This window comes from Streptomyces iconiensis (assembly GCF_028657195.3).
In the GTDB taxonomy this organism is placed as follows: Bacteria; Actinomycetota; Actinomycetes; order Streptomycetales; family Streptomycetaceae; genus Streptomyces; species Streptomyces iconiensis.
This window is the reverse complement of record NZ_JANCPR020000008.1, coordinates 210829-231190: the sequence shown is the minus strand read 5'-3', so window position 1 is coordinate 231190 and position 20362 is coordinate 210829. Positions and strand designations below refer to the sequence as shown.

Here is a 20362-nt window from a genome sequence, read left to right as displayed (position 1 = left end):
CTCGTACGAGGACCCGAACAGAAGGAGACCCAGCCGAGCGCGGGGGCTTAGCGGAGTGCGGGGACTGGCGGGGAACGGGGGCTGGCGGGGAGCGGGGACCTAGTGCGGTGCGGGGGCTGCGCGTACCCAGTCGTGGGTGTCGGTGAGCCAGCGGTCGAGGACGAGGCCCGCGTCGAGGAGGGCCTGCGCGAACGCGGGCTCCTTCAGCAGGCGGGTGTAATACGTCTGGCTCCAGGCGGACTTGGGAGCGTGCCCGCCGCCCCCGCCGGCCTCCGGGTCCTGGTACGTGTACTCGACGTGGGCGCGCGTGACACCGTCACCGACGTCCTCGACCTCCGTCGTCGTGATGGTCATCCCCTGTCCCGACCAGCCGTGCCCCGGCCGCACGTCCTCGTGCCTGCTGTCCTGCTGGCGCTGGATGACGACGCAGCCGTCGTCGGCCACATGCCGTGCACAGGTGGCCAGAAGTCCTTCGCGCTGCGCGGGGTCCGCCGTGTTGACGAGGAACGAGGTGAGCGTGACCACGTCGAAGCGCCGGCCGAGGTCGAGCCCCTCGATGGTGGAACGCACGGTCTCGGCGCCCTCGACCAGGTCGAGCATGCCCTGTGACTCGTCGACGGCCGTGACGCGGAAGCCGCGCCGGGTGAGGGGCCGGGTCATCCGCCCTGCCCCTGAGCCGAGTTCGAGCAGCGTCCTCCCCTGAGGATCAGCGACGGCGGAGGCGATGATCCCGGACTCCCCCATCTCGGGAAGCCGCGCGTACACCTCGACGGCGCAGCCGTCAGGCGTGATCTCCCCCGAGCCCGTACCCGTGTTCGCGCCGTGCGCGTAAGTGCCCATGCGGACATCGCAGCACACGGGACACAGAAGAGGGAAGGGAACGAGGGCGGCCGGGGGCGCGTGGAGGGGACGGCGCCGGAAGGGGCGCCTGGAGGAACGGACACCTGGAGGAAGAGGCGCCTGAAGGAGGGGGATGCCTGAAGGAGGGGCGGCGTGGGGGCGCCGGGAAGGAGCGCATACGCGGCCGGGCGCGGCACCCCCAGAGGGGAGCCGCGCCCGGAGCGCGTGAGGTCACCAGCTGGCGTGCAGCGGCTTGCCCTCGGCGTATCCGGCAGCGCTCTGCACACCGACGACGGACTTGTCGGCGAACTCCTCCAGGGTTGCCGCACCCGCGTAGGTGCAGGAGGAGCGGACGCCCGCGATGATCGCGTCGATCAGGTCCTCGACGCCGGGCCTGACCGGGTCCAGGAACATCCGGGAGGTGGAGATGCCCTCCTCGAACAGGCCCTTGCGGGCGCGGTCGTAGGCGGACTCCTCACTGGTGCGGTTGCGCACGGCGCGGGCCGAGGCCATACCGAAGGACTCCTTGTAGAGCCGCCCGTCGGCGCTCTGCTGGAGGTCGCCGGGGGACTCGTACGTTCCGGCGAACCAGGAGCCGATCATGACGTTGGAGGCACCGGCAGCGAGCGCCATGGCGACGTCGCGCGGGTGCCGCACACCGCCGTCGGCCCACACGTGCTTGCCGAACTTTCGCGCCTCGGTCGCGCACTCGAGCACGGCGGAGAACTGGGGGCGGCCGACGCCGGTCATCATGCGCGTGGTGCACATGGCACCAGGGCCAACGCCGACCTTGATGATGTCGGCTCCCGCCTCGATCAGGTCGCGCACGCCCTCGGCGGCAACGATGTTGCCCGCCACGAGCGGCACACCCGGGTCGATCGCGCGTACGGCCTTGAGCGCCTCGATCATGCGCTCCTGGTGCCCGTGCGCCGTGTCCACGACGAGAGTGTCGACCCCCGCCGCCAGCAGCGCCTTGGCGCGGGACGCCACATCGCCGTTGATACCGACGGCGGCGGCGACCCGCAGGGCGCCGTCGGCGTCGACGGCGGGAGTGTAGAGCGTGGCGCGCAACGCGCCCTTACGCGTGAGGATTCCGACGAGCTTCCCGTCGGCGTCGACGGCCGGCGCGAGCTTGCGGTGGGCCGCGTCGAGCCTGTTGAAGGCGTCACGCGGGTCGATGTCGGCGTCGAGCACCATCAGCTCGGTCGACATGACCTCCGAGAGCTGGGTGAAGCGGTCGACGCCGGTCAGATCGTTCTCGGTGACGATCCCGACGGGCCGCCCGTCCCGCACCACGACACCCGCGCCATGCGCACGCTTCGGGAGGAGCGACAGCGCGTCGGCGACGGTCTGCCCAGGAGCGAGCGTGATGGGGGTGTCGAGAACGTGGTGGCGCTGCTTGACCCACCCCGTCACCTCGGCGACGACGTCCAGCGGAATGTCCTGTGGGATCACCACCAGCCCGCCTCGGCGGGCAACGGTCTCGGCCATCCGGCGGCCCGCGATGGCGGTCATGTTGGAGACCACCAGCGGGATGGTGGTCCCTGTGCCGTCCGGTGTGGAAAGGTCCACGCCCTGCCGGGAACCGACCGCTGAGCGGTTCGGCACCATGAAGACGTCGTCGTACGTGAGGTCGTACGGAGGCGGCTGATCATTGAGAAATCGCACGTACCTCAGTCTCCCATGTCCGCACAGATATGCGAACGGACGATCCCCCGTAGAACGGCCCCCCGCCCTGTGCGATCCCACAGCACCACGCCCCCCTGTCCCCTGCCCCTCGCCTCGCCTCGCCTCTGCGTCCCGCCTTATCTCTGCGTCCCGCCCTGCCGCTACGTCCCGCCTTGCCTCTGCACCGCCGGTCGGGGCCCTCGCCTGTTCGGTGTCCCGCCGGTACGGCCAGTTCGGCCGAACCCGGAGTGGTCGGCCCTCCGATGCCCCGGTGGGCAGCGGGCAGCGGCACGACACCGCCCGCGACGTACCCAACTCCCGGCAGCCGGCCCGGCCCCGCGCACAGCCGGCCCCGCACCCGGCCGCCCCGGGCACGGCCGCCCGTTTCCCGGCGACCCGGCCGGGAGACGGGCCGCGCAAGGTAGCACCGCTCCCCCGCCTCCGGCCCTTCTTTGTCAGCCGCGCACGAAAGCCCGCCCACACGGTGCCCCCGCGCACTAACGTCCGGTGTCGCTTCGGATGCGAATCGTGACAGTCGCTCCGGGCGCGCATCGTGACAGAGCAGGGTGCGGAAGGGGCTGAAGGGAGGGAGCGGCATGCGGTCCGCCGTTGTGCGGCAGCTCACCAGCGGTCGCGCCATCGGCACGCTGCTGGTGATCGGCGCTCTCCTCGCGACGCTCACGGCCCTGCTCCTCCCCCTGCACACCTTCGGCGGCACCCGCTCACTGACGGCCTCCCGCGAAGGGTGGGAGGACGACGGCATGGGCACCATGAGCACCCCTTACGGCCCGCTCAGCGCGCTGGACCGCGACTTCGTGCGCAAGGTGCGGCTCGCCGGGCTGTGGGAGGGGCCCGCCGGGCGTGAGGCCGAGGAACGCGGTTCACGCGAGACCGTGCGCACCGCGGGCTCGCACCTGGTGGAGGGGCACATGGAGCTGGACAAGCGGTCCGTCGAAGCGGGCAGGGCGCTCGGCGTCGACCTGGCCAACCAGCCCAACCGCCAGCAACGCGGCTGGCTGAGCCGACTGGCCGCCGTGAAGGGCGACACGTACGACCGCACGTTCGCCAACGTCCTGCGCCGCGCACACGGCAAGGTCTTCGCGCTGATCGGCCTCGTGCGCGACAAGACGCGCAATTCGATGGTGCGTTCCCTGGCCAGCCGCGCCAACGCCGTCGTCCTCGACCACATCACGGTGCTGGAGGACACGGGCCTCGTCGACTTCGACGCCCTGAACCGAGTGGAGTGATCCGCACATGAGAGACCGGCCAAGGCCCCCACGCCCGACCCGCCCCACCCACCGGCGCTCGCACACGAACCGTACGCTCGCCGCGCTAGCCACCGCGCTCATCCTCGGCGGTGGCGGCGCGACCGTGGTAGCGGTGAACGCCACTGCCGGCGAGGAGCAACGCGCCCCCGGGAAGGCCCCCAGCACTGCCGCCGCCGCTTCCGCTTCCGGACGCACCATCGACTGTCCCGACGTGGGCCTCGCGCTCGGCGACGTCCCTCGGGAAGCGCGCCACGATGTGGCCGCAGGACTCGCCCGGCTCGACCACCTCGTCGCGGGCGCATATGAGCGGCTTGCCTCGGGCGAAGCGCAGAGTGCCGACGGCCCGGACGGCCCGGGCGGCCAACAAGGCGCCGTGCTCGGCGAGTTGCGTGAGCGGCGGGCCGCGACCATCGGGGAGATCGCGGACAGCCTCGCCGCGGCCGGCGCCGCCGGCCCCGACCGCCTGGCCCGTATGAGCAGCTGTACGGTCCGCGAGGGCGAGGGACAGTCCGGGCTGCCGGACGACCGTACGCGCGCTAAGGGTGGCAGTGGCACCGGGCCCGTACAGCGGCCACAAGGTCCGGTGCCCGAGGACTTCGTGGACATCACGACCGTCGAGCCCAATGTCCAAGAGCCGGCGCCCGGCGAGGACGCCTCCACCGGAACGTTCACCACGCGCTGCGGGCGCAACGGGGAGGGCCACTACAACTCCGACAACGTGATCGCCGCACCCGGTGTCAGCAACGGCGCCCACCACACGCATGACTATGTAGGCAACCTCTCCACCAATGCCTTCTCCACGAACGAGAGTCTCGCGGCGGCGGACTCGACCTGCCGCGACGGCGATCTGTCCACATATTACTGGCCGGTGCTCCGCTCTCTCGACGGCCACGAGGACCAGGGCAGGGACGGGAACGAGGGGGAGGGAGAGGGGAACGGAGACGGGGAGGACGGACGCGAGGGCACCTCGGCGGTCGAAAAACGCGGAACGGGCCCCGGCCACCGGAGCGGCCACACAGACGGGCGAACCGAAGGGCAGCCGGAGGGACAACAGCCGGACCCACAGCTGTCGAAGGGGCAGCGGCCCGAGGAACAGCCAGGTGAACAGCAGCCGGAGGAACAGCGTCCAGGTGAACAGCCGCCGGAGGGAGAGCAGTCCGGCGGCCAGCCGGGCGGAGCTGACGACGGGAACGTGGGCTCGGTGCTCAAGCCCGACGAGGTCACGCTCACATTCGCAGGAAGCCCCGTGAGCGAGGTGGCCGAGATGCCGCGCTTCCTGCGCATCATCACGGGCGACGCCAAGTCGTTCACCAACGGCATCGCCAACGCGAACGCCTCCTGGAGCTGCGAGGGATTCGAGAACCGGCAACTCAAGGACAAGTACCCGCTGTGTCCCGAGGGCAGCAAGGTCGTACGCACCTTCCACTTCCAGAGCTGCTGGGACGGCGCGAACACCGACAGCGGAAACCACCGTGACCACGTCGCCTTCGCTCGCGAGGACGGCAGCTGCCCCGACGGCTTCCGCGCCGTGCCGCAGCTGCGCCAGCGGATCACGTACGACGTGCCGCGGGGCGAAGGGGTGCCCGAGGACACGCCCTATGCGGTCGACAGCTTTCCCGAGCAGTTGCACAAGCCGGTCACTGACCACGGCGACTTCATCAACGTCATGCCGGAGCCGCTGATGCGAAGGGCGGTGGACTGCGTCAACAGCGGGCGCACGTGCGGGTAGGCCGTGCCCGGCTGGCCTCGGTGGGGAGGTCGTCCCCCTGTCCGTCCTGCGCGGGCAGGGGGTGATCGCGCGAACTCTTCGAGCAGGCAGGCGCCTGCCTGGCTGGTCGCGCCCGAGCGGCACTGCCGCATGCGTCACGGACCCGCTCCGCTGACGGTCCGCGCCTGCGGTCGGGTTCCCCCGCGCCGGCCCGTAGAAGGGGCCGGTACTCCCCGGAACCCTCCGCGAGAATCCCGTGCCGTTCCTGTCCATCGGTCACACTCCCCGTTCGCCGCGTGTCACTTATATGACCCGCCGAAGCGCGTCGATGTGACGCGGGGACACGAGGAGCGAGCACGTGAACAGAAACAGCAAGATGATCCCGGCACTTGTCCGGGACCGTGCCGGGGCCGGGGCCAAGGACGGGGCCCCGGCCAGGGTTAGGGCCAGGGCCAGGCCGCGCAGCCTGACCTACTGGTCGGCCACGTTGATCATCGCGGCCGAGTCCTTGGTGTACGGCATCTGGTACGTACTGCGGACGGACTCTGTGCGTGCCGTCTTCGAACAGGACCTGGGCTACCCCTCCTTCGCAGCCCTCATCATCGGGGTCTGCAAGGTCGCGGGCGCGGTGGTGCTGGTCGCTCGCGGGGTGCCGCGCCTGAAGGAATGGGCCTACGCCGGGGTGTTCTTCCTCTACAGCGGCGCTGTGGCCTCGCAATCCGCGACGGGTGACCCCGCCGCCGCGACCATTCCGCTCGGTTTCGCGGCACTCACCGCGGCTTCCTGGCTCACCAGACCCGCGCCCCGCCGCGCCCTGAGCGCCCGCCCCCTGCCCCCGTTCCACACGTCAACGCGGTCTCCGCACTCTCCGCGCAAGGAAAGAGCGCAGAGAATCGGCTACTGGGCAAGCACAGGCATCATCGCGTTCGTCCTGCTCACCGGCGGCTTTGCCGATCTGCTGCGCCGTGCGGGCACCGCGGCAGGGGTTCTTGACCTCGGCTACCCGCCCTACTTCCTGACTCTCCTGGGCAGTTGGAAGATCCTGGGCACCCTCGCCCTGCTCGCACCCCGCCACCCCCGGCTCAAGGAATGGGCCTACGCCGGAGCGTTCTTCAACTTCGCGGGCGCGTTCACCTCACACGTCATATCCGGCTCCGCCTCGACCCACCTCCTGTGGACCGGACTCTTCACCCTCTGCACCCTGATGTCCTGGGCCCTACGCCCCATACCCCGCACACACACCCCGGCCACCCCGGAGGGCCTTGGGGCTTCCTTCCTAAAGCCCGTTGATGCGGGCCTCCTTGGCGGCGCCCGGCAGGCGGGTGCCGAGGGAGGCGGGTGGACGGGGTCTGCGCGAGGTGGCGCGGGTGCCGTTTCGGCGGGCAAGGTCGAGTAGGCGGCGGCTGCGCAGGGCCAGCTCCAGCTCGAAGCGGGAGCGCGGGTCGCGCAGTGCGGGGCCGAAGACCTTCTCGATCTGGCGCAACCTGTAGCGAACGGTCTGCGGATGCACCTGGAGAACCTTGGCCGCCTCGGGTGCTCCCCCGCTCTCCAGCCAGGCCAGCAGCGTGACTTCGAGCCTCTCGCTCTGCCGTGGTGTCAGCTCGGCGAGGGGGCCCAGCCAGCGTTCGGAGAGTGCGCGGGCCAGCGACTCGTCCTGGAGCAGGAGCAGCATGGAGAGATGGTCGTCGACAAAAGCAGCACGCTGCTCGGCAGCGCCCGCGCCGCGTACCGGGGCCAGCTCCAGCAGGCGTCTGGCCCAGCGGACGGAGGCGGTGGTGTCGGCGAGCGACACAGTGTGGCCGACGGCGGCCGTCCAGCCGCGCAGCACGGCGTCCAGTTCCTCACAGGTTCCGGCGTCGGGATCGGGAAGGAGGAAGCAGGGCTCCCCGTCCACGGGGCCGGCGAGGGTGTGCGCGAACGCGGTGGCGAGCGGCGGTGTCTCGCACGGTGTGGCCAGGACGACGGCACATACGGTCGCGGGCAGCGGCCACCGCGCCGAGCGGGCGAGTTCGGGCACCGGCAGCACCGGGTTGTGCCCGTATGCGCCCGGCGGCCAGGGCTCCGCGGTGAGCGTGGCGAACAGCAATCTGCGCGCCCGCTCCACCGTGTCGGGCACCGGTCCTCCCGCCACGCCCTCGTGCACGGGCACCTCCTCGCCCTCGGACACCACCCCGTGTCCGGGCACCACCTCGGGGCTTGGTCCCGGGCCGAGATCTGGACCTGGACCCGGGCCTGGTCCTCGGCTTGGCCCCGGAACCGGGCCTGGATCTGGATCTGGACTCGAACCCGGGTCTAAACCCGGGCTCGAACTCGGACCCGGCCCAGGCCCCGGGCTGGGACCCAAACCAGGCCCCAGACCTGGCCCCGGACCTGGGCCTGGACCTGAACCCGGGCCTGGGCCCGAACCTGGATCTGGACCTGGGCCTCGCGAGCCCTCGTGGCCGAGCGTCCCCGCCGGCTCGCGCGGGCACAGCGCCTCGCGCAGCACGCGTTCGACTGTCGCTCTGGCCCCGTCCGCATCGATGTCCCCGTGGAGGTTGGCGCGTAACGCCTCGACCACCTGGTCGGCCATGACGGGGAGTTCGGCTCGAAGGTCACACATGTGCACGCTCCTTCCAACCGGGTCGGAGGGCATCATCCGCAGCCTCGGGACGCGGCGGTGCCGTCAGTGCGGGAATTTGTCACAGCGCGACAAAGACTGGGTGGAGCCCGCCCTGTTGAACGATGCTTCTGACTCCCGGCCCACCCGTTGTGGCCAGCGCAGAAGGGCCGCGACCAGGCAGGAAGCACGACGCCCGCCACTTCGGGAGATCCCGATGTCCCCACAGCAGCTCCCGTCACACAGGCAACAACTCCCCCCGGTCCCCCCGCGCTTCCCCTCGCCCCCGCCGGCACGGCGGCCCGTGCCGCAGTTCCCAGGACGCTGGTTCCGCTCGGGGCGCCGTACGGCAGGGCCCCGGCCCGGTGCGCTGCACACGGCGTTCGGGATCGTGGCGCTTCTCGCGCTGTTCTACGCCGTCACCGACGGAACGCTCAGCCGCGCGTGGGCCTTCCTCGACCGCGCTGCGGGAGTGCTCGCACTCGTCTCGCTCACCGCGACCGTTCTGTGGGGGCTCGCGGCCACCGACCGGATCGTCCTCGGGCCCATACACCGGCTCCTCGCGCAGGGCGTGCACAGGGGAACAGCCGTCGCGGGCCTCGGTTTCCTCGGGCTGCACGTGTGGGTGAAGGTGGCGAGCGAAGTCACCGGAGTCCGCGCTGCGGCCGTCCCGCTCACGGACGAGGCACGGCCCGTACTCATCGGCCTCGGCACGGTCGCGGGCTACCTCTTCGTGGCGGTCGCTGTCACCGGCGCCGTGCGGGCCGCGTTCGCGCGTGGCGGCCACCCCCGTTGGTGGCGCGCACTCCACATGTGTGCCTACCCGGCGTGGGGCGCGGCGCTCGTGCACGGGTTGCGCTCTGGCCGGCACGCGAGCGCCTGGGTGACGGTGGCCTATGCGCTCTGCCTCGTCGGGGTCGCCGCTGTCCTCGCACACCGACTGGCCCCGGGGAACGGCGGCTCCAACTCGCCCCGTGCTGCCGCAGGTCCGGCATCCCCCGACGACTCGGGCACCCCCGGAACCGCCACGCTTCCCGCCGACACGAAGGAGCGCCCGTGACCTCCCAGTCCCTGCCGCCCGGCGCCCGTACCGCGGCCGAGGCCCGTACCGCAGCCGGCACTCGTATCGCGAGCGGCGCCCGCGTCCGTGCTCGCACACCCACGCGTACCCGCGCCACCACCGAGCCCCGCACCGCCGCCGATGCCCGCACACCTCCCGGCCCCCGCACACCGTCACCCAGGTCCGGAATCCCACCGTCCAGAGCCGGTGTGCCGCCCCCCGGAGCCCGTACACCAGCCGATGCCGGACCGGCGCCCCGGGCTGATACCCGTACCCCGTCCGGCGTTCCGGAGGCCGGCGCCGTGCAGCTCGCCTCGTTCGGGCCGCCCCGGGTGCTGGCGGGGCTGGAGCAGGTGCGGCGTCTGGACCGGGCCACGCACCTGCGTGTGCACGGCTCGCCGCCCCCGCTGCGGGCCGGTGAACTGCTGGAACTGGCGGAGCTGACCGGATTGAGAGGCCGGGGCGGCGCGGGTTTCCCGCTGGCGCGCAAGCTGCGCGCCGTGCTGCACACCGCCGCACGGCGCGGGGCCCGTACGGCCGTCGTGGTCAACGCCTGTGAGGGCGAACCCGCCAGCCTCAAGGACACTGCCCTGCTGCTGCACACCCCTCATCTCGTCCTGGACGGCGCCCTGTTGGCGGCCGAAGCGCTCGGCGCCCGGGAGGTGTGCGTGGGCGTGACCCGGCGCGATGTGGCGTCCTCGGTACAGGAGGCGCTCGCCGCACGGGGCACCGAGGCGGCACGCGCACGGGTGCGGGTGGCGCTGCTGCCCGACCGCTATGTGACGGGTGAGTCGTCCGCGCTGGTCAACGGGCTGGGCCAGGCCCCGGCGTTGCCTTCAGGGAGCCGTAGGGAGCACGTGAGCGATGCCGGTGTCGGCGGGGCGCCCACGCTGCTGTGCAACGCGGAGACTTTCGCGCAGCTCGCGCTGGTGGCACGGCTGGGCCCCACGGGGTTCCGCGCCAAGGGTCTCCCGGCCGAGCCGGGCACGGTGCTGTTGACGGTGGCGGGGAGCAGGGTCCTGGAGACACCGACGGGCGTGCCGCTCGCGTATCTGCTGGAACTGTGCGGGACACCCCCGGGCCAGGGCGTCCTGGTCGGGGGCTACCACGGCGGCTGGCTCGGTCCCCATGCGGCGCGCGCGGCACGGGTGTCCCGCGAGTCGCTGGAGTCCCTCGGCGGCACCCTGGGCGCCGGAGCCGTGCTGCCGTTGCCCGAGGAGACGTGCCCCGTCGGCGAGACGGTACGTGTGGCGCACTGGCTGGCCCGTGAGTCGGCCGGCCAGTGCGGGCCCTGCGTGCTCGGACTGCCCGCGCTGGCGGCCGAGTTGGAACGGGCAGCAGAGGGCGCGGGCTCCTCAGCGGCCCTGGACAGCGTACGGCGGAGGGCACGCGCTCTCGCGGGCCGGGGCGCGTGCACGCACCCGGACGGTACGGCGCGCTTCGTCACCTCGGCGCTGTCCGCCTTCGCCGACGACTACGCCGCGCACGCGGCGGGCCGGCCCTGTGGCCGCCCGGTGCTCGGCTCCCTGCCGGCACCCGGTGTCCCGCTGTCCAGCCCCTCAGCTCCCGCCCGCGACACGGCGCGACTGGTCGTCAACTGGGCGCTGTGCCAGGGCCACGGCCTGTGCGCCGGGGTCGTTCCGGGCCTCGTTCAGCTGAGTCCCGACGGTTACCCCACGCACTCCTCGATCCCCGTCCCCGCACATCTGCGCAGGGACGCGCAACGCGCGGTACGCCGCTGCCCCGCGCTGGCACTGCGCGTGGAGGGCTGAGGCGATACGCAGGAAGAGGATTGAGACGGTACGCAGGAAAGGAGCACCCCGCACGAAAACAGTCGCCACCGCAACCGAACCGCACCCGCACCCGCACCCGCACCCGCAGCCCACAAGCACTCGCCGTGCCCGCACCCCCACCCCACACACAGGCGTCCAGGTCACCCGCCTCCGCGCACCACCGCGCGCACCACCCTGGGTGCCAGCATCCTGGAGGGCGGGTCGAGGAGGCCGATGACGCGGACGTAGAGCGCGGCCAGTTCGGGGTCGCGCTGGGCCGAGGTGAGCAGCCGCTGCATGTAACGGCTGACGATCCGCGTGCCCAGCGTGCGCCGTGCGCCCACTCCCGGTACGGACAGGTCGGCGGAGCGTGCCAGGTCCCACGCCGGTCCGACGACCTTGACGATCTGCGCGAAGTAGCGCCGGGGCAGGTCGGGAAGCGCGCCGCGCAGACATGTGTCCAGCACTTCGGCCTCACGCGCCGCGACGCTCATGCCCTGCCCGTAGACGGGGTTGAAGCTGCACACGCTGTCCCCCGCGGCCACCAGCCCGTCCGGGTACGACTCCAGCCGCTCGAATCGGCGCCGCACGCTGTACGGGAAGCGGTGGAAGACCGGTGTGCCCAGCACCTCGGCACCGCGTACGACGTCGTACAGGGCGGCTGGCAGGGCCGTACGCGCGAAGGCGCGGAAGCCCTCCTCGTCGATGGGCGGATGGTCACCGCCCATGCCCGCGAGGGTGAGTATCCAGCGCTTGTCCTCCTGGAGGAAGAGCGCGCAGCCCCGCCCGGGGTGCGCGGGGAAGTTCCCGGTCAGCACGGTCTTGTCGCCGCCCAGCGCGCCGTTGGTCAGCATGAGGAAGCGGGTCGCGTAGCCGACGTCGATGTCCGTACGTTCCTCGGGCGGCGCCTCATATCCCCCGGCGGCCAGCCATCCCGCCGCGCGCCCTGCGCGGCCCATCGCGTCCACCACCAGCGCTGCGGGCAGCACCTCGGGCTCGTTCCCGGCCGGCTCCCCGCCGGGCCCCGTTCCGCCCGGCTCCACCTCGGGCTCCGTTCCGCCCGGTCCCACGTGGGGGTCCGCTCCGCTCCCCGCGGCTGACTCCGCCGCGCCGGGCTTCGTCCGCTGTCCCCCGCCCGCGCGCCGCTGGACGCGCACGCCCGTCACCGCGCGCCCCTCGATGACCGGGTCCAGCACGTCGTACCCCTCCAGGAACGTCACGCCGGGGAGCGCCCGTACCCGTTCCCTGATCCCGGCCTCCAGCAGGGGCCGTGTCGCCTGGAGTGACGTCACCCGCGCGTCGCCGCGCGCGAGCGGCAGGTCACCCAGGACGTAACGGGCCTCGGCCAGCAGTTCGGAGCGCACGGCGCCCGAGGCGACCAGTTCCCCGGCGAGCCCGGGGAAGAGCCGTTCCAGCGCATGCGCTCCCGTACCGAGCAGCGCGTGCACATGGCGGCCCTGCGGGATGCCGCGGCGTGCGGTGGCATCCGGCGGCAGCCGGTCGCGCTCCACGACCGTGACCTTCTCGAAGTGCCCCGCCGCCGCGCGTGCCGCGCACAGTCCGGCCATCCCCGCGCCCAGTACCACCGCGTGTCCCATCCGGTCCCCACATCCCCTCGGCTTCCGCAAGGGACCCGGCGCGCGTCGGACCCCGGCGTCAACTGTCCGTATCGGTACGGAGATTGCGCAAGGTCGTACGCGGGAGCACCCGGGGCTTCTCGGCCGTTTCCGGCGCCTCCACCGGCGCGGGCAGCGAAGCGCCGCCCGAGGGCGGGCGGCGCGAGTCGTACAGCTGCTTGAGTCTGCGCACCGCGGGCTCGGTCCAGCGCGCGGTGAGCGGCCCGATGACGACGAGCAGCATCACATAGGCGGTGGCCAGCGGGGTGATCCGTGGATCGGCGGCTGCCGCGAGTCCGGCGATGACGATCGAGAACTCTCCGCGCGCGACGAGCGCACCGCCGGCACGCAGCCCCCCGCGGGTGCCGATGCCCGCGCGGCGTGCCGCGTACCAGCCGGTCGCGATCTTGCTGATGGAGGTGACGACGGCGAGGATCAGCGCGGGAATCAGAACGGGCGGGATGTCTGAGGGCACGGTGCGCAGCCCGAAGAAGACGAAGAAGACCGCGGCGAACAGGTCGCGCAGCGGGCTGAGCAGGCTGCGCGCGTTCTCAGCCGTCTCCCCGGAGAGCGCGATGCCGACGAGGAAGGCGCCGACGGCGGCCGAGACCTGGAGCTTCGCGGCGAGCCCGGCGATGAGCAGCGTGAGCCCGAGAACGACGAGCAGCAGCATCTCGGGGATGTCGGAGCTGACGGCGCGGCTGATGAGCTTGCCGTAGCGCAGGGCCAGAACGAGGACGAGGCCGACGGTGCCGACGGCGATGAGCATCGCGACGCTCGTTCCCGCGACCCCGAGCCCGGCCACCAGCGCGGTCAGCAGCGGGAGGTAGACGGCCATGGACAGGTCCTCGATGACGAGGATGCCGAGGATGACGGGTGTCTCGCGGTTGCCGAGTCTGCCGAGGTCGGTGAGGACCTTCGCGATCACCCCTGACGAGGAGATCCAGGTGACACCCGCGAGCGCGACGGCGGCGACCGGGCCCCAGCCCAGCAGCAGCGCGGCGAGCGCGCCCGGGACCGCGTTGAGTGTGAAGTCGACGATTCCGGACGGGTACTGGGTCTTGAGGCTGGTGAGCAGTTCGGAAGCGCTGTACTCCAGACCGAGCAGCAACAGGAGGAGGATCACCCCGATCTCCGCGCCGACCTCGATGAACTCCTCGCTGGCTGTCAGCGGGAAGATGCCGCCTTGGCCGAAGGCCAGTCCGCCCAGCAGATAGAGCGGGATCGGGGAGAGCCCGATACGGCCGGCGAACCGACCGACCAGGCCCAGCCCCAGAACGACGGCGCCGAGTTCGATCAGCAGGATGGTGGTGTCGTGCACGTGTGGCCTTTCTCGGTTGTCCGGAATATGCCGGTCACGTGCCCGCCGATCACGTGCCGGAGATGATCCGGGTGAGTTCGTCGACGCCCTCGCGCGTACCGACGGCGACGAGCGTGTCCCCCGCCTCCAGCCGGAAGCTGGGAGTGGGCGACGGAACGGCCCCGGTGCGGCGCAGTACGGCGACGATGGAGGCGCCGGTACGGGTGCGGGCCTGTGTGTCGCCCAACGGGGCGCCGCTGTAGGGGGACAGGGCTGTCAGCGGGATACGGACCGTGACCAGGTCCAGCTCCATCTCGCAGGTCCCCAGCCTGGGGTTCTCACCCGGGGCGAGGATCTCGGCGAGGGACTCGGCCTCGTCCCTGTCCAGGCGGACCGTCGCCTCACAGGCGTCCGGGTCCTCCTCGTTGTAGAAACCGAGGAACCGCCTGCCGTCCTGGTGCGTGACGACGGAGATGTGACGGCCCGTACGGGTGGAGATGTCGTACTGCGTGCCCAGCCCTGGCAGCTTGGTGCTCTTGGTCGTCATGGCGTGCTGCCTGCCTCCTCGTACGTGCGCTGACCGGCCGCCTCCCGGCCGGGGCCGGACGCATCGTAGCGCTGTTCGCATGCCGGTACGCACCCCGCCCGCGACCGCTTGGCGCACAGTCACGCGCCGCGGTCCGGAAGCTACGAGCTGTCTGTCCCGGCAACGTCGGTGAGGTCCGGGTCCGTACGTTCCAACGCCGGACGGGGGCCCGGTTCTTCCTCGTTGAGCAGCCAGTCTGCCGCTGCCGTGTCGGTCACCAGGCTGGTGACGAGCCCGGAGCGGAGCACGGCGCCGATGGCGGCTGCCTTGCGCTGCCCGCCGGCGATGGCCACCACCTCGGGGATACGGCGCAGCCGCTCGGCCTCGACGGTGATGCAGCGCTCACCGAGGTCCCGGCCGATGCGCCGGCCGTTGACGTCGAAGAGGTGGGCCGACATCTCGGCGGCGACACCCAGCGAGGAGTAGTGGTCGCGCTCCTCGGTGCTGATCATGTCGTGCACGGTGGAGATGCCCGTCTCCCAGGAGCCGATGGAGACGGCGGCGACCGTGACCTTGTCGAAGTACTCGAAGGCGCGGGCGATCCCGGTCTGGCTCCGCAGCGCGGCGGCCGTGGCGCTGTCCGGCAGCAGCATGGGCGCGTAGATGGGGTGCGCCTCTCCCCCGGCGACCTCGGCGGCGCGGCGTACCGCTTCCACAGAGCCTCTGTCGGCCGTTCCCGCGTCGTAGACGCCCGTGAGCTGGACGACGGTGCACGGCGGCAACTGGCGCAGCGCGGTGGCCATATGGATGGTGGAGCGGCCCCAGGCGAGCCCGAGCACATCGCCGTCGGTGACCAGCTCGCCGAGGAGGTCGGCCGCCACCTCGCCCAGGTTCTCGGGGTCGGCCGCGTCGTCGACCGCCTCGGTGGGCGACTCCACGACGACGGCGTGCCGCAGCCCGAAGCGGGCGCGGAGCGCGTCGGAGCGCTCGGCGTCCAGCTCGGAGGGGACCCGGATCTCGATCCGCACCAGGTCCCGTTCGAGTGCGGTCTCCAGGACCCTGGCCACCTTGAAGCGGCTGACACCGAACTCATCGGCAATCTGGATCTTGGACTTGCCCTCCAGATAGAAGCGGCGGGCCATCGCCGCAGCTTGCATGAGTTCGGCGGGTCCCATTCGCGTGGCTCGCCCCGACGACACCGCACTCACCTCACTGTCTTGCCGTTTCCGCGCTGTTGGCGCTTTTGCGCTGCGCGTTCATCCTTGCAGATCCGCCGCCACCCGGAACCGGGCTCGCTCATCCCTCAGCCGGCGCAGCTCCCGTGTGCCTTCTTCTCAGCGGACCTGGCCTGCTCACGCAGTGCCCGCACCGCCGCTGCCGGGTCGTCGGCCCCGTACACGGCCGACCCCGCGACGAAGACATCGGCGCCGGCCTCGGCGCACCGTTCGATCGTGGAGGCCGAGACGCCGCCGTCGACCTGGAGCCACATCTGGAGTCCGTGCTTCTCGATGAGCTGCCGGGTCCTGCGGATCTTCGGCAGCATGATGTCGAGGAACGCCTGTCCGCCGAAGCCCGGCTCCACCGTCATGACCAGCAGCATGTCCAGCTCGGGCAGCAGGTCCTCGTAGGGCTCGATGGGGGTGGCGGGCTTGAGCGCCATCGAGGCGCGCGCCCCCTTGGCCCTGATCTCACGGGCCAGCCGCACAGGTGCGGCGGCGGCCTCGGCGTGGAAGGTGACGGACCCCGCGCCGGCCTCGACGTAGGCGGGCGCCCAGCGGTCCGGCTCCTCGATCATCAAGTGGCAGTCCAGCGGGGTGTCCGTGACCCTGCTCAACGACTCCACCACGGGGGTGCCGAGGGTCAGGTTCGGGACGAAGTGGTTGTCCATCACGTCGACGTGGAGCCAGTCGGCGCCGTCCACCGCCTTCGCCTCCTCGGCGAGGCGGGCGAAGTCGGCGGACAGAATGCTGGGGTTGATCTGAGCCATGGGTCCAGTATCTCGTGTGGGCGGACGGTGTGATCAGGCGGTACGGCGCAGCATCGCGAGGTACATCGCGTCCGTGCCGTGCAGATGGGGCCAGAGTTGAATGTCGGGGCCTTCGCCGAGCTCGGTGACGCCGGGCAGCAGCGGGCGCGCGTCGATCAGTTCGGCCGCTGCCCCTCCCGCTTCCTTGCCAGCGGCCTTGAGTACGTCGTCCACGACGGCGCGGGTCTCGGCCGGATGCGGTGAACAGGTCACATACGCGACGACCCCGCCGACGCGCGCCGCGTTCAGCGCCTCACGCAGCAGTCCGCGCTGCAGCGGAGCGAACCCCGCCAGGTCCTCGGGCCTGCGCCGCCAGCGCGCCTCGGGCCTGCGGCGCAGCGCCCCGAGCCCGGTGCAGGGCACATCGGCGATCACCCGGTCGAAGCTGCCCGGTGCCCAGGCCGGCCGGGTGCCGTCGGCGGCCACGACCGCGTACGGGCCAGGGTTGCCCTCCAGCGAACGGGCCACCAGCCTGGCCCTGTGCGGCTGCTTCTCCGCCGCCAGCAGCGCGGCGCCCCGCTCGGCCGCGAGCGCCCCGAGCAGCGCCGCCTTGCCGCCCGGCCCCGCACAGGTGTCGAGCCAGCGGGCGTCGGAGCCCTCGACGGGAGCGTGTGCGAGCGCGAGCGCCACAAGCTGGCTGCCCTCGTCCTGCACCCCCGCCCTGCCTTCCCGGACGGCGTCGAGCGCGCCGGGCTCACCGCCCTCGGCGAGCCGCACGGCGTAGGGCGACCAGCGGCCAGGCTCCGCCTCGCCGGTCAGCAACTCCTCGGCCGTCGAACGTCCGGGACGCGCGACGAGGGTGACCTCGGGCCGCGCGTTGTCGGCCTCCAGCAGCTCGGTGATGCCCCGGCGCCCGCCGCCGAGCGCGTCCCACAGCGCGGAGACGATCCAGCGCGGATGGGAGTTGCGCAGCGCGAGATGTTCCTCGGCGTCCTCGTCGTAGGGCGGTGCGATCCGCTCCAGCCAGCCCTCCAGGTCATCGGCCGAGATCTTGCGCAGCACCGCGTTCACGAACTTCGCACGCCCGTCCCCCAGCACCACCCGCGCCAGCTCGACGGTCGCGCTGACCGCCGCATGCCCGGGGATACGGGTGCCGAGCAACTGGTGCGCGCCGAGCGCGAGTACGTCCAGCACCGGCGGGTCCACCTCGCGCAGCGGCCGGTCGACGCACTCGGAGATGATCGCGTCGTACGTTCCCTGTCCGCGCAGCGTCCCGTAGACCAGCTCGGTCGCGAGCGCGGCGTCCCGCGCGTCGATCCCGCCCTTCTCCGGTTCCTTCTCCCGCGCCTTGCGCAGCAGCGGCGGCAGCACGAGGTTGGCGTACGCGTCCCGCTCGTCCACGGCCCGCAACGCCTCGAAGGCGAGAACGCGGACGGGGTCCTTACGGGGACGCCGGTAGGGCTTCGCGCCCTGGCGGGGACGGGTACTCACGTCTGAAGGTGCTCCGCTGAAGAGAAAAGGGGGACGAAGCCCCACCCTACGTCCCCCGCCACCCCAAGCCCCCCACGGCCAGACACCCCCAGCACCCACCACCCACGCCCTCTCCCACCGGGACGGCGAGCACGCCCCCTCCCCGCAGCAGACGGCGAGCACGCCCCTTCTCGGCCGCGACGGCGAACACCCCACACGACGTGACCGGCGGTGCCGGACCCACCGCTACCGGTGAGTCCACGCCGCCGGAACCCGCGATACCCCGTCATACAACATCCCGCCATTGAGGCGGAAAGATCGGAAATCCAGGAAAAAAACACCGGCGTCCTGGCGAAATGGCGAAATGAAGAGGCGCCGCGGCGACCACAACGGGGCGACCACGACGGACCCCGCAACACCAAGCGAGGAAGCCGCCCGCAAGGGCTACCGCACGTGTTCGCCCGCCCCGATCCGCGAGCCGCGGGCCCAGTCCGCGGCCCGCATGGGCTTCTTGCCCTGTGGCTGCACCCACTCCAGCTCGACGGGATGCGAACCGGTCCCCACCCACACGGACTTCTTCCCGACAAGCAGCTCACCGGGCTCCAGAGAGACCTCCCCCTCCCCCGGGCCGACGGGGACTTCCCCCTTGCCGAGTCCGACGGACCGCACCTTGAGCCGTTCGTCGCGGAAGACGGTCCACGCGCCGGGTGCGGGCGAGCAGGCGCGCACCACGCGGTCGACACGGAGTGCGGGAGCAGTCCAGTCGATGCGCGCGTCCTCGACGTTGATCTTCGGCGCGAGCGACACCCCGTCGGCCGGCTGCTGAACCGCCTCAAGGCTGCCGTCCTCGATGCCGTCCATCGTGGCGGCCAGCAGCCCGGCGCCCGCGAAGGCGAGCCGCGTGAGCAGGTCGCCGCTGGTGTCGGTGGGACGTACGTCCTCGGTGACGACGCCGTAGACGGGGCCGGAGTCCATTCCCTCCTCGATGAGGAAGGTGGAGGCTCCCGCCACCTCGTCACCCGCGAGCAGCGCGTGCTGCACGGGCGCCGCACCACGCCAGGCGGGCAGCAGCGAGAAGTGCAGATTGACCCACCCGTTGGCCGGTACGTCGAGCGCGACGCGGGGCAGCAGCGCGCCGTAGGCGACAACGGGGCAGCAGTCGGGTCCGATCTCGCGGAGCCGGACAAGGAAGTCCTCGTCCTTGGGGCGCTTGGGCTGCAGCACCTCGATGCCCTCTTCGGCCGCACGTTGCGCGACAGGGCTAGGCACCAGGTGCCGCCCGCGCCCGGCGCGCGCGTCGGGCCGGGTGACGACGGCGACGACCTCGTGCCGGTCCGAGGCGATCAGGGTGTCGAGGGCGGGGACGGCGACCTCGGGGGTACCTGCGAAGACGAGCCTCATCAGTGGCGAACTACCTCTCACGCACGAGCGGGTGAAATGGACGGAGTGTCAGAGAGACAAGTGGCGGGAAACGAGCGGAAAGGCAGCCAGTTTACGGTCAGCGCGCGGCTCCCGCCCGAGGGGGCGTACGCACACCTGCGCGCCCTCCGATCGCCGTTTCCGCGCCCCCGCAGCGTGACCAGAGCGACCGTTATGGCGTTGGTCAAGTCAGATTGACCGAATCGGGCATCGCTCAGCGTGCTCAGCGGCCTGGTTCCGCATATCCCCGAACAACAGCTCAAACAGCCCTTTTCAGCCGGTTCGAGAGGCTTTTTCATGGCCGACCACGCAACCCACGACGCCCAGGCGCGGGCCAGCCTGCATCTTCTGGTACGGGACATCGAGCGGGTCCGCCGGCAGGTGGACGCACTGCGCACCCTCACAGCGCAGCTCGGAAACGTCTACCGCCCGCGGCGCACCGGCCCGTCAGCGGGCTTCGTCGTCTACGGCCGCGCCCCCGCCCCGACCGTCAGGCTCGCTCAGGAACTACGCGACAGCGTCGAGACCCTCGTGACAGCCGCGGTGGACTTCGACCGCTCGCTGGGCTTCTCCTGGGACGCGGTCGGCTCGGCGCTGGGCGTCACCAAGCAGGCGGTGCACCGCAGGTACGGTTCGCGGCGCGGTACCGCGCGCGGCGCCGCCGAGTCACCCGAGACCACGGCGGCACCCGCACGTCCCCAGGAGCCCTCCGTAACCGGCACGCCACAGCGCCCCGTTCCGGTCGTCCAGGGGGCACCCAGGCCGGCGGCTGCCGTGCCCGCCGCCCGTTCCATCCCGCCGCAGCAGCCGCAATCCGCCCCCACCCACGACTCACGCCCCGGCGCCTTCCCCGGCCCCCGCAACGGCTGAACCCCGCACAGGCTCCTCCGCTCCTTCCCGGCTCGCTCAGCCCACGCCGACCCCGCCCCGGATCCCGCCCCCCCAACAGGTGAAAACCGCTGCCCGGTGCCTACTTCGCGCCGGGCAGCACGCTGTACGCAGCCATCCCGGCACGAAGCCCATCCCTGTACGCAACGGCCCTATACGCAGACGGGGCCCTGCACACAGACGGCCCACCCCCTGAGTCCCAAGGCACGGCGACACAAGGCACGTGCGACGTGCGACGAGGGACGAGAGGCGAGCGGCAAGC

Annotated in this window: 16 protein-coding genes; 6 read left to right on the top strand and 10 right to left on the bottom strand. The window is 71.9% G+C overall.

Annotated elements, in window-relative coordinates; all coding sequences use genetic code 11:
* Nucleotides 1-99: 99 nt before the first annotated feature.
* Both NMN56_RS10690 and NMN56_RS10685 read right to left on the bottom strand, forming a co-directional pair.
* A complete protein-coding gene (locus tag NMN56_RS10690; RefSeq protein WP_274038942.1) occupies nt 100-840 on the bottom strand; it encodes a class I SAM-dependent methyltransferase in 741 nt (246 codons plus the stop codon).
* A 231-nt stretch (nt 841-1071) separates the two neighbouring features.
* Entirely contained in the window at nt 1072-2508 is a 1437-nt protein-coding gene (locus NMN56_RS10685) for a GuaB1 family IMP dehydrogenase-related protein (RefSeq protein ID WP_274038941.1), read from the bottom strand.
* A 596-nt stretch (nt 2509-3104) separates the two neighbouring features.
* Between NMN56_RS10685 and NMN56_RS10680 the strand changes: the two genes are divergently transcribed.
* The 3 genes from NMN56_RS10680 to NMN56_RS10670 all read left to right on the top strand — a co-directional run bounded on the left by NMN56_RS10680 (nt 3105) and on the right by NMN56_RS10670 (nt 6880).
* Nucleotides 3105-3755 (top strand): DUF4142 domain-containing protein, encoded by a 651-nt coding sequence (locus NMN56_RS10680; protein ID WP_274038940.1) that lies wholly within the window; start codon nt 3105-3107, stop codon nt 3753-3755.
* Nucleotides 3756-3762: 7 nt separating this feature from the next.
* A complete protein-coding gene (locus tag NMN56_RS10675; protein ID WP_274038939.1) occupies nt 3763-5505 on the top strand; it encodes a DUF1996 domain-containing protein in 1743 nt (580 codons plus the stop codon).
* 337 nt (nt 5506-5842) lie between these two features.
* Nucleotides 5843-6880 carry a DoxX family protein gene (locus NMN56_RS10670; protein WP_274038938.1) on the top strand — a complete coding sequence of 346 codons (1038 nt, stop codon included), beginning with the start codon at nt 5843-5845 and terminating at the stop codon, nt 6878-6880.
* Here NMN56_RS10670 and NMN56_RS10665 read toward each other — a convergent pair.
* Entirely contained in the window at nt 6761-7669 is a 909-nt protein-coding gene (locus tag NMN56_RS10665; RefSeq protein WP_274038937.1) for a PucR family transcriptional regulator, read from the bottom strand. The two genes, NMN56_RS10670 and NMN56_RS10665, sit on opposite strands and share 120 nt — an antisense overlap.
* 718 nt (nt 7670-8387) lie before the next feature.
* Here NMN56_RS10665 and NMN56_RS10660 point away from each other — a divergent pair.
* Both NMN56_RS10660 and NMN56_RS10655 read left to right on the top strand, forming a co-directional pair.
* Complete coding sequence (locus NMN56_RS10660) at nt 8388-9143, top strand: hypothetical protein (protein ID WP_280842585.1); 756 nt, start codon at nt 8388-8390, stop codon at nt 9141-9143.
* Nucleotides 9140-10915 (top strand): NADH-ubiquinone oxidoreductase-F iron-sulfur binding region domain-containing protein, encoded by a 1776-nt coding sequence (locus tag NMN56_RS10655; RefSeq protein ID WP_274038935.1) that lies wholly within the window; start codon nt 9140-9142, stop codon nt 10913-10915. Before NMN56_RS10660 ends, NMN56_RS10655 begins: the two co-directional genes overlap by 4 nt.
* A gap of 161 nt (nt 10916-11076) precedes the next feature.
* On the opposite strand, the gene NMN56_RS10650 is transcribed toward NMN56_RS10655, so the two are convergent.
* The 7 genes from NMN56_RS10650 to fmt all read right to left on the bottom strand — a co-directional run bounded on the left by NMN56_RS10650 (nt 11077) and on the right by fmt (nt 19194).
* A complete protein-coding gene (locus NMN56_RS10650; protein ID WP_274038934.1) occupies nt 11077-12513 on the bottom strand; it encodes a hypothetical protein in 1437 nt (478 codons plus the stop codon).
* Between the two features lie 58 nt (nt 12514-12571).
* Nucleotides 12572-13852 carry a cation:proton antiporter gene (locus NMN56_RS10645; protein WP_274038933.1) on the bottom strand — a complete coding sequence of 427 codons (1281 nt, stop codon included), beginning with the start codon at nt 13850-13852 and terminating at the stop codon, nt 12572-12574.
* Nucleotides 13853-13901: 49 nt separating this feature from the next.
* Complete coding sequence (locus NMN56_RS10640; RefSeq protein ID WP_274038932.1) at nt 13902-14378, bottom strand: cation:proton antiporter regulatory subunit; 477 nt, start codon at nt 14376-14378, stop codon at nt 13902-13904.
* A gap of 140 nt (nt 14379-14518) precedes the next feature.
* Entirely contained in the window at nt 14519-15532 is a 1014-nt protein-coding gene (locus tag NMN56_RS10635; protein WP_274038931.1) for a sugar-binding transcriptional regulator, read from the bottom strand.
* 128 nt (nt 15533-15660) lie between these two features.
* Nucleotides 15661-16344, bottom strand: a complete 684-nt coding sequence (gene rpe, locus NMN56_RS10630; protein ID WP_274038930.1) for a ribulose-phosphate 3-epimerase — start codon at nt 16342-16344, stop codon at nt 15661-15663.
* A 33-nt stretch (nt 16345-16377) separates the two neighbouring features.
* Nucleotides 16378-17814: an RsmB/NOP family class I SAM-dependent RNA methyltransferase gene (locus tag NMN56_RS10625; RefSeq protein ID WP_274038929.1), complete on the bottom strand. Its 1437-nt coding sequence runs from the start codon at nt 17812-17814 to the stop codon at nt 16378-16380.
* Nucleotides 17815-18237: 423 nt separating this feature from the next.
* Nucleotides 18238-19194, bottom strand: a complete 957-nt coding sequence (gene fmt, locus NMN56_RS10620; protein WP_274038928.1) for a methionyl-tRNA formyltransferase — start codon at nt 19192-19194, stop codon at nt 18238-18240.
* 315 nt (nt 19195-19509) lie between these two features.
* Here fmt and NMN56_RS10615 point away from each other — a divergent pair, with 315 nt between their 5' ends.
* Nucleotides 19510-20082: a hypothetical protein gene (locus NMN56_RS10615; RefSeq protein ID WP_274038927.1), complete on the top strand. Its 573-nt coding sequence runs from the start codon at nt 19510-19512 to the stop codon at nt 20080-20082.
* The last annotated feature ends 280 nt before the right edge of the window (nt 20083-20362 follow it).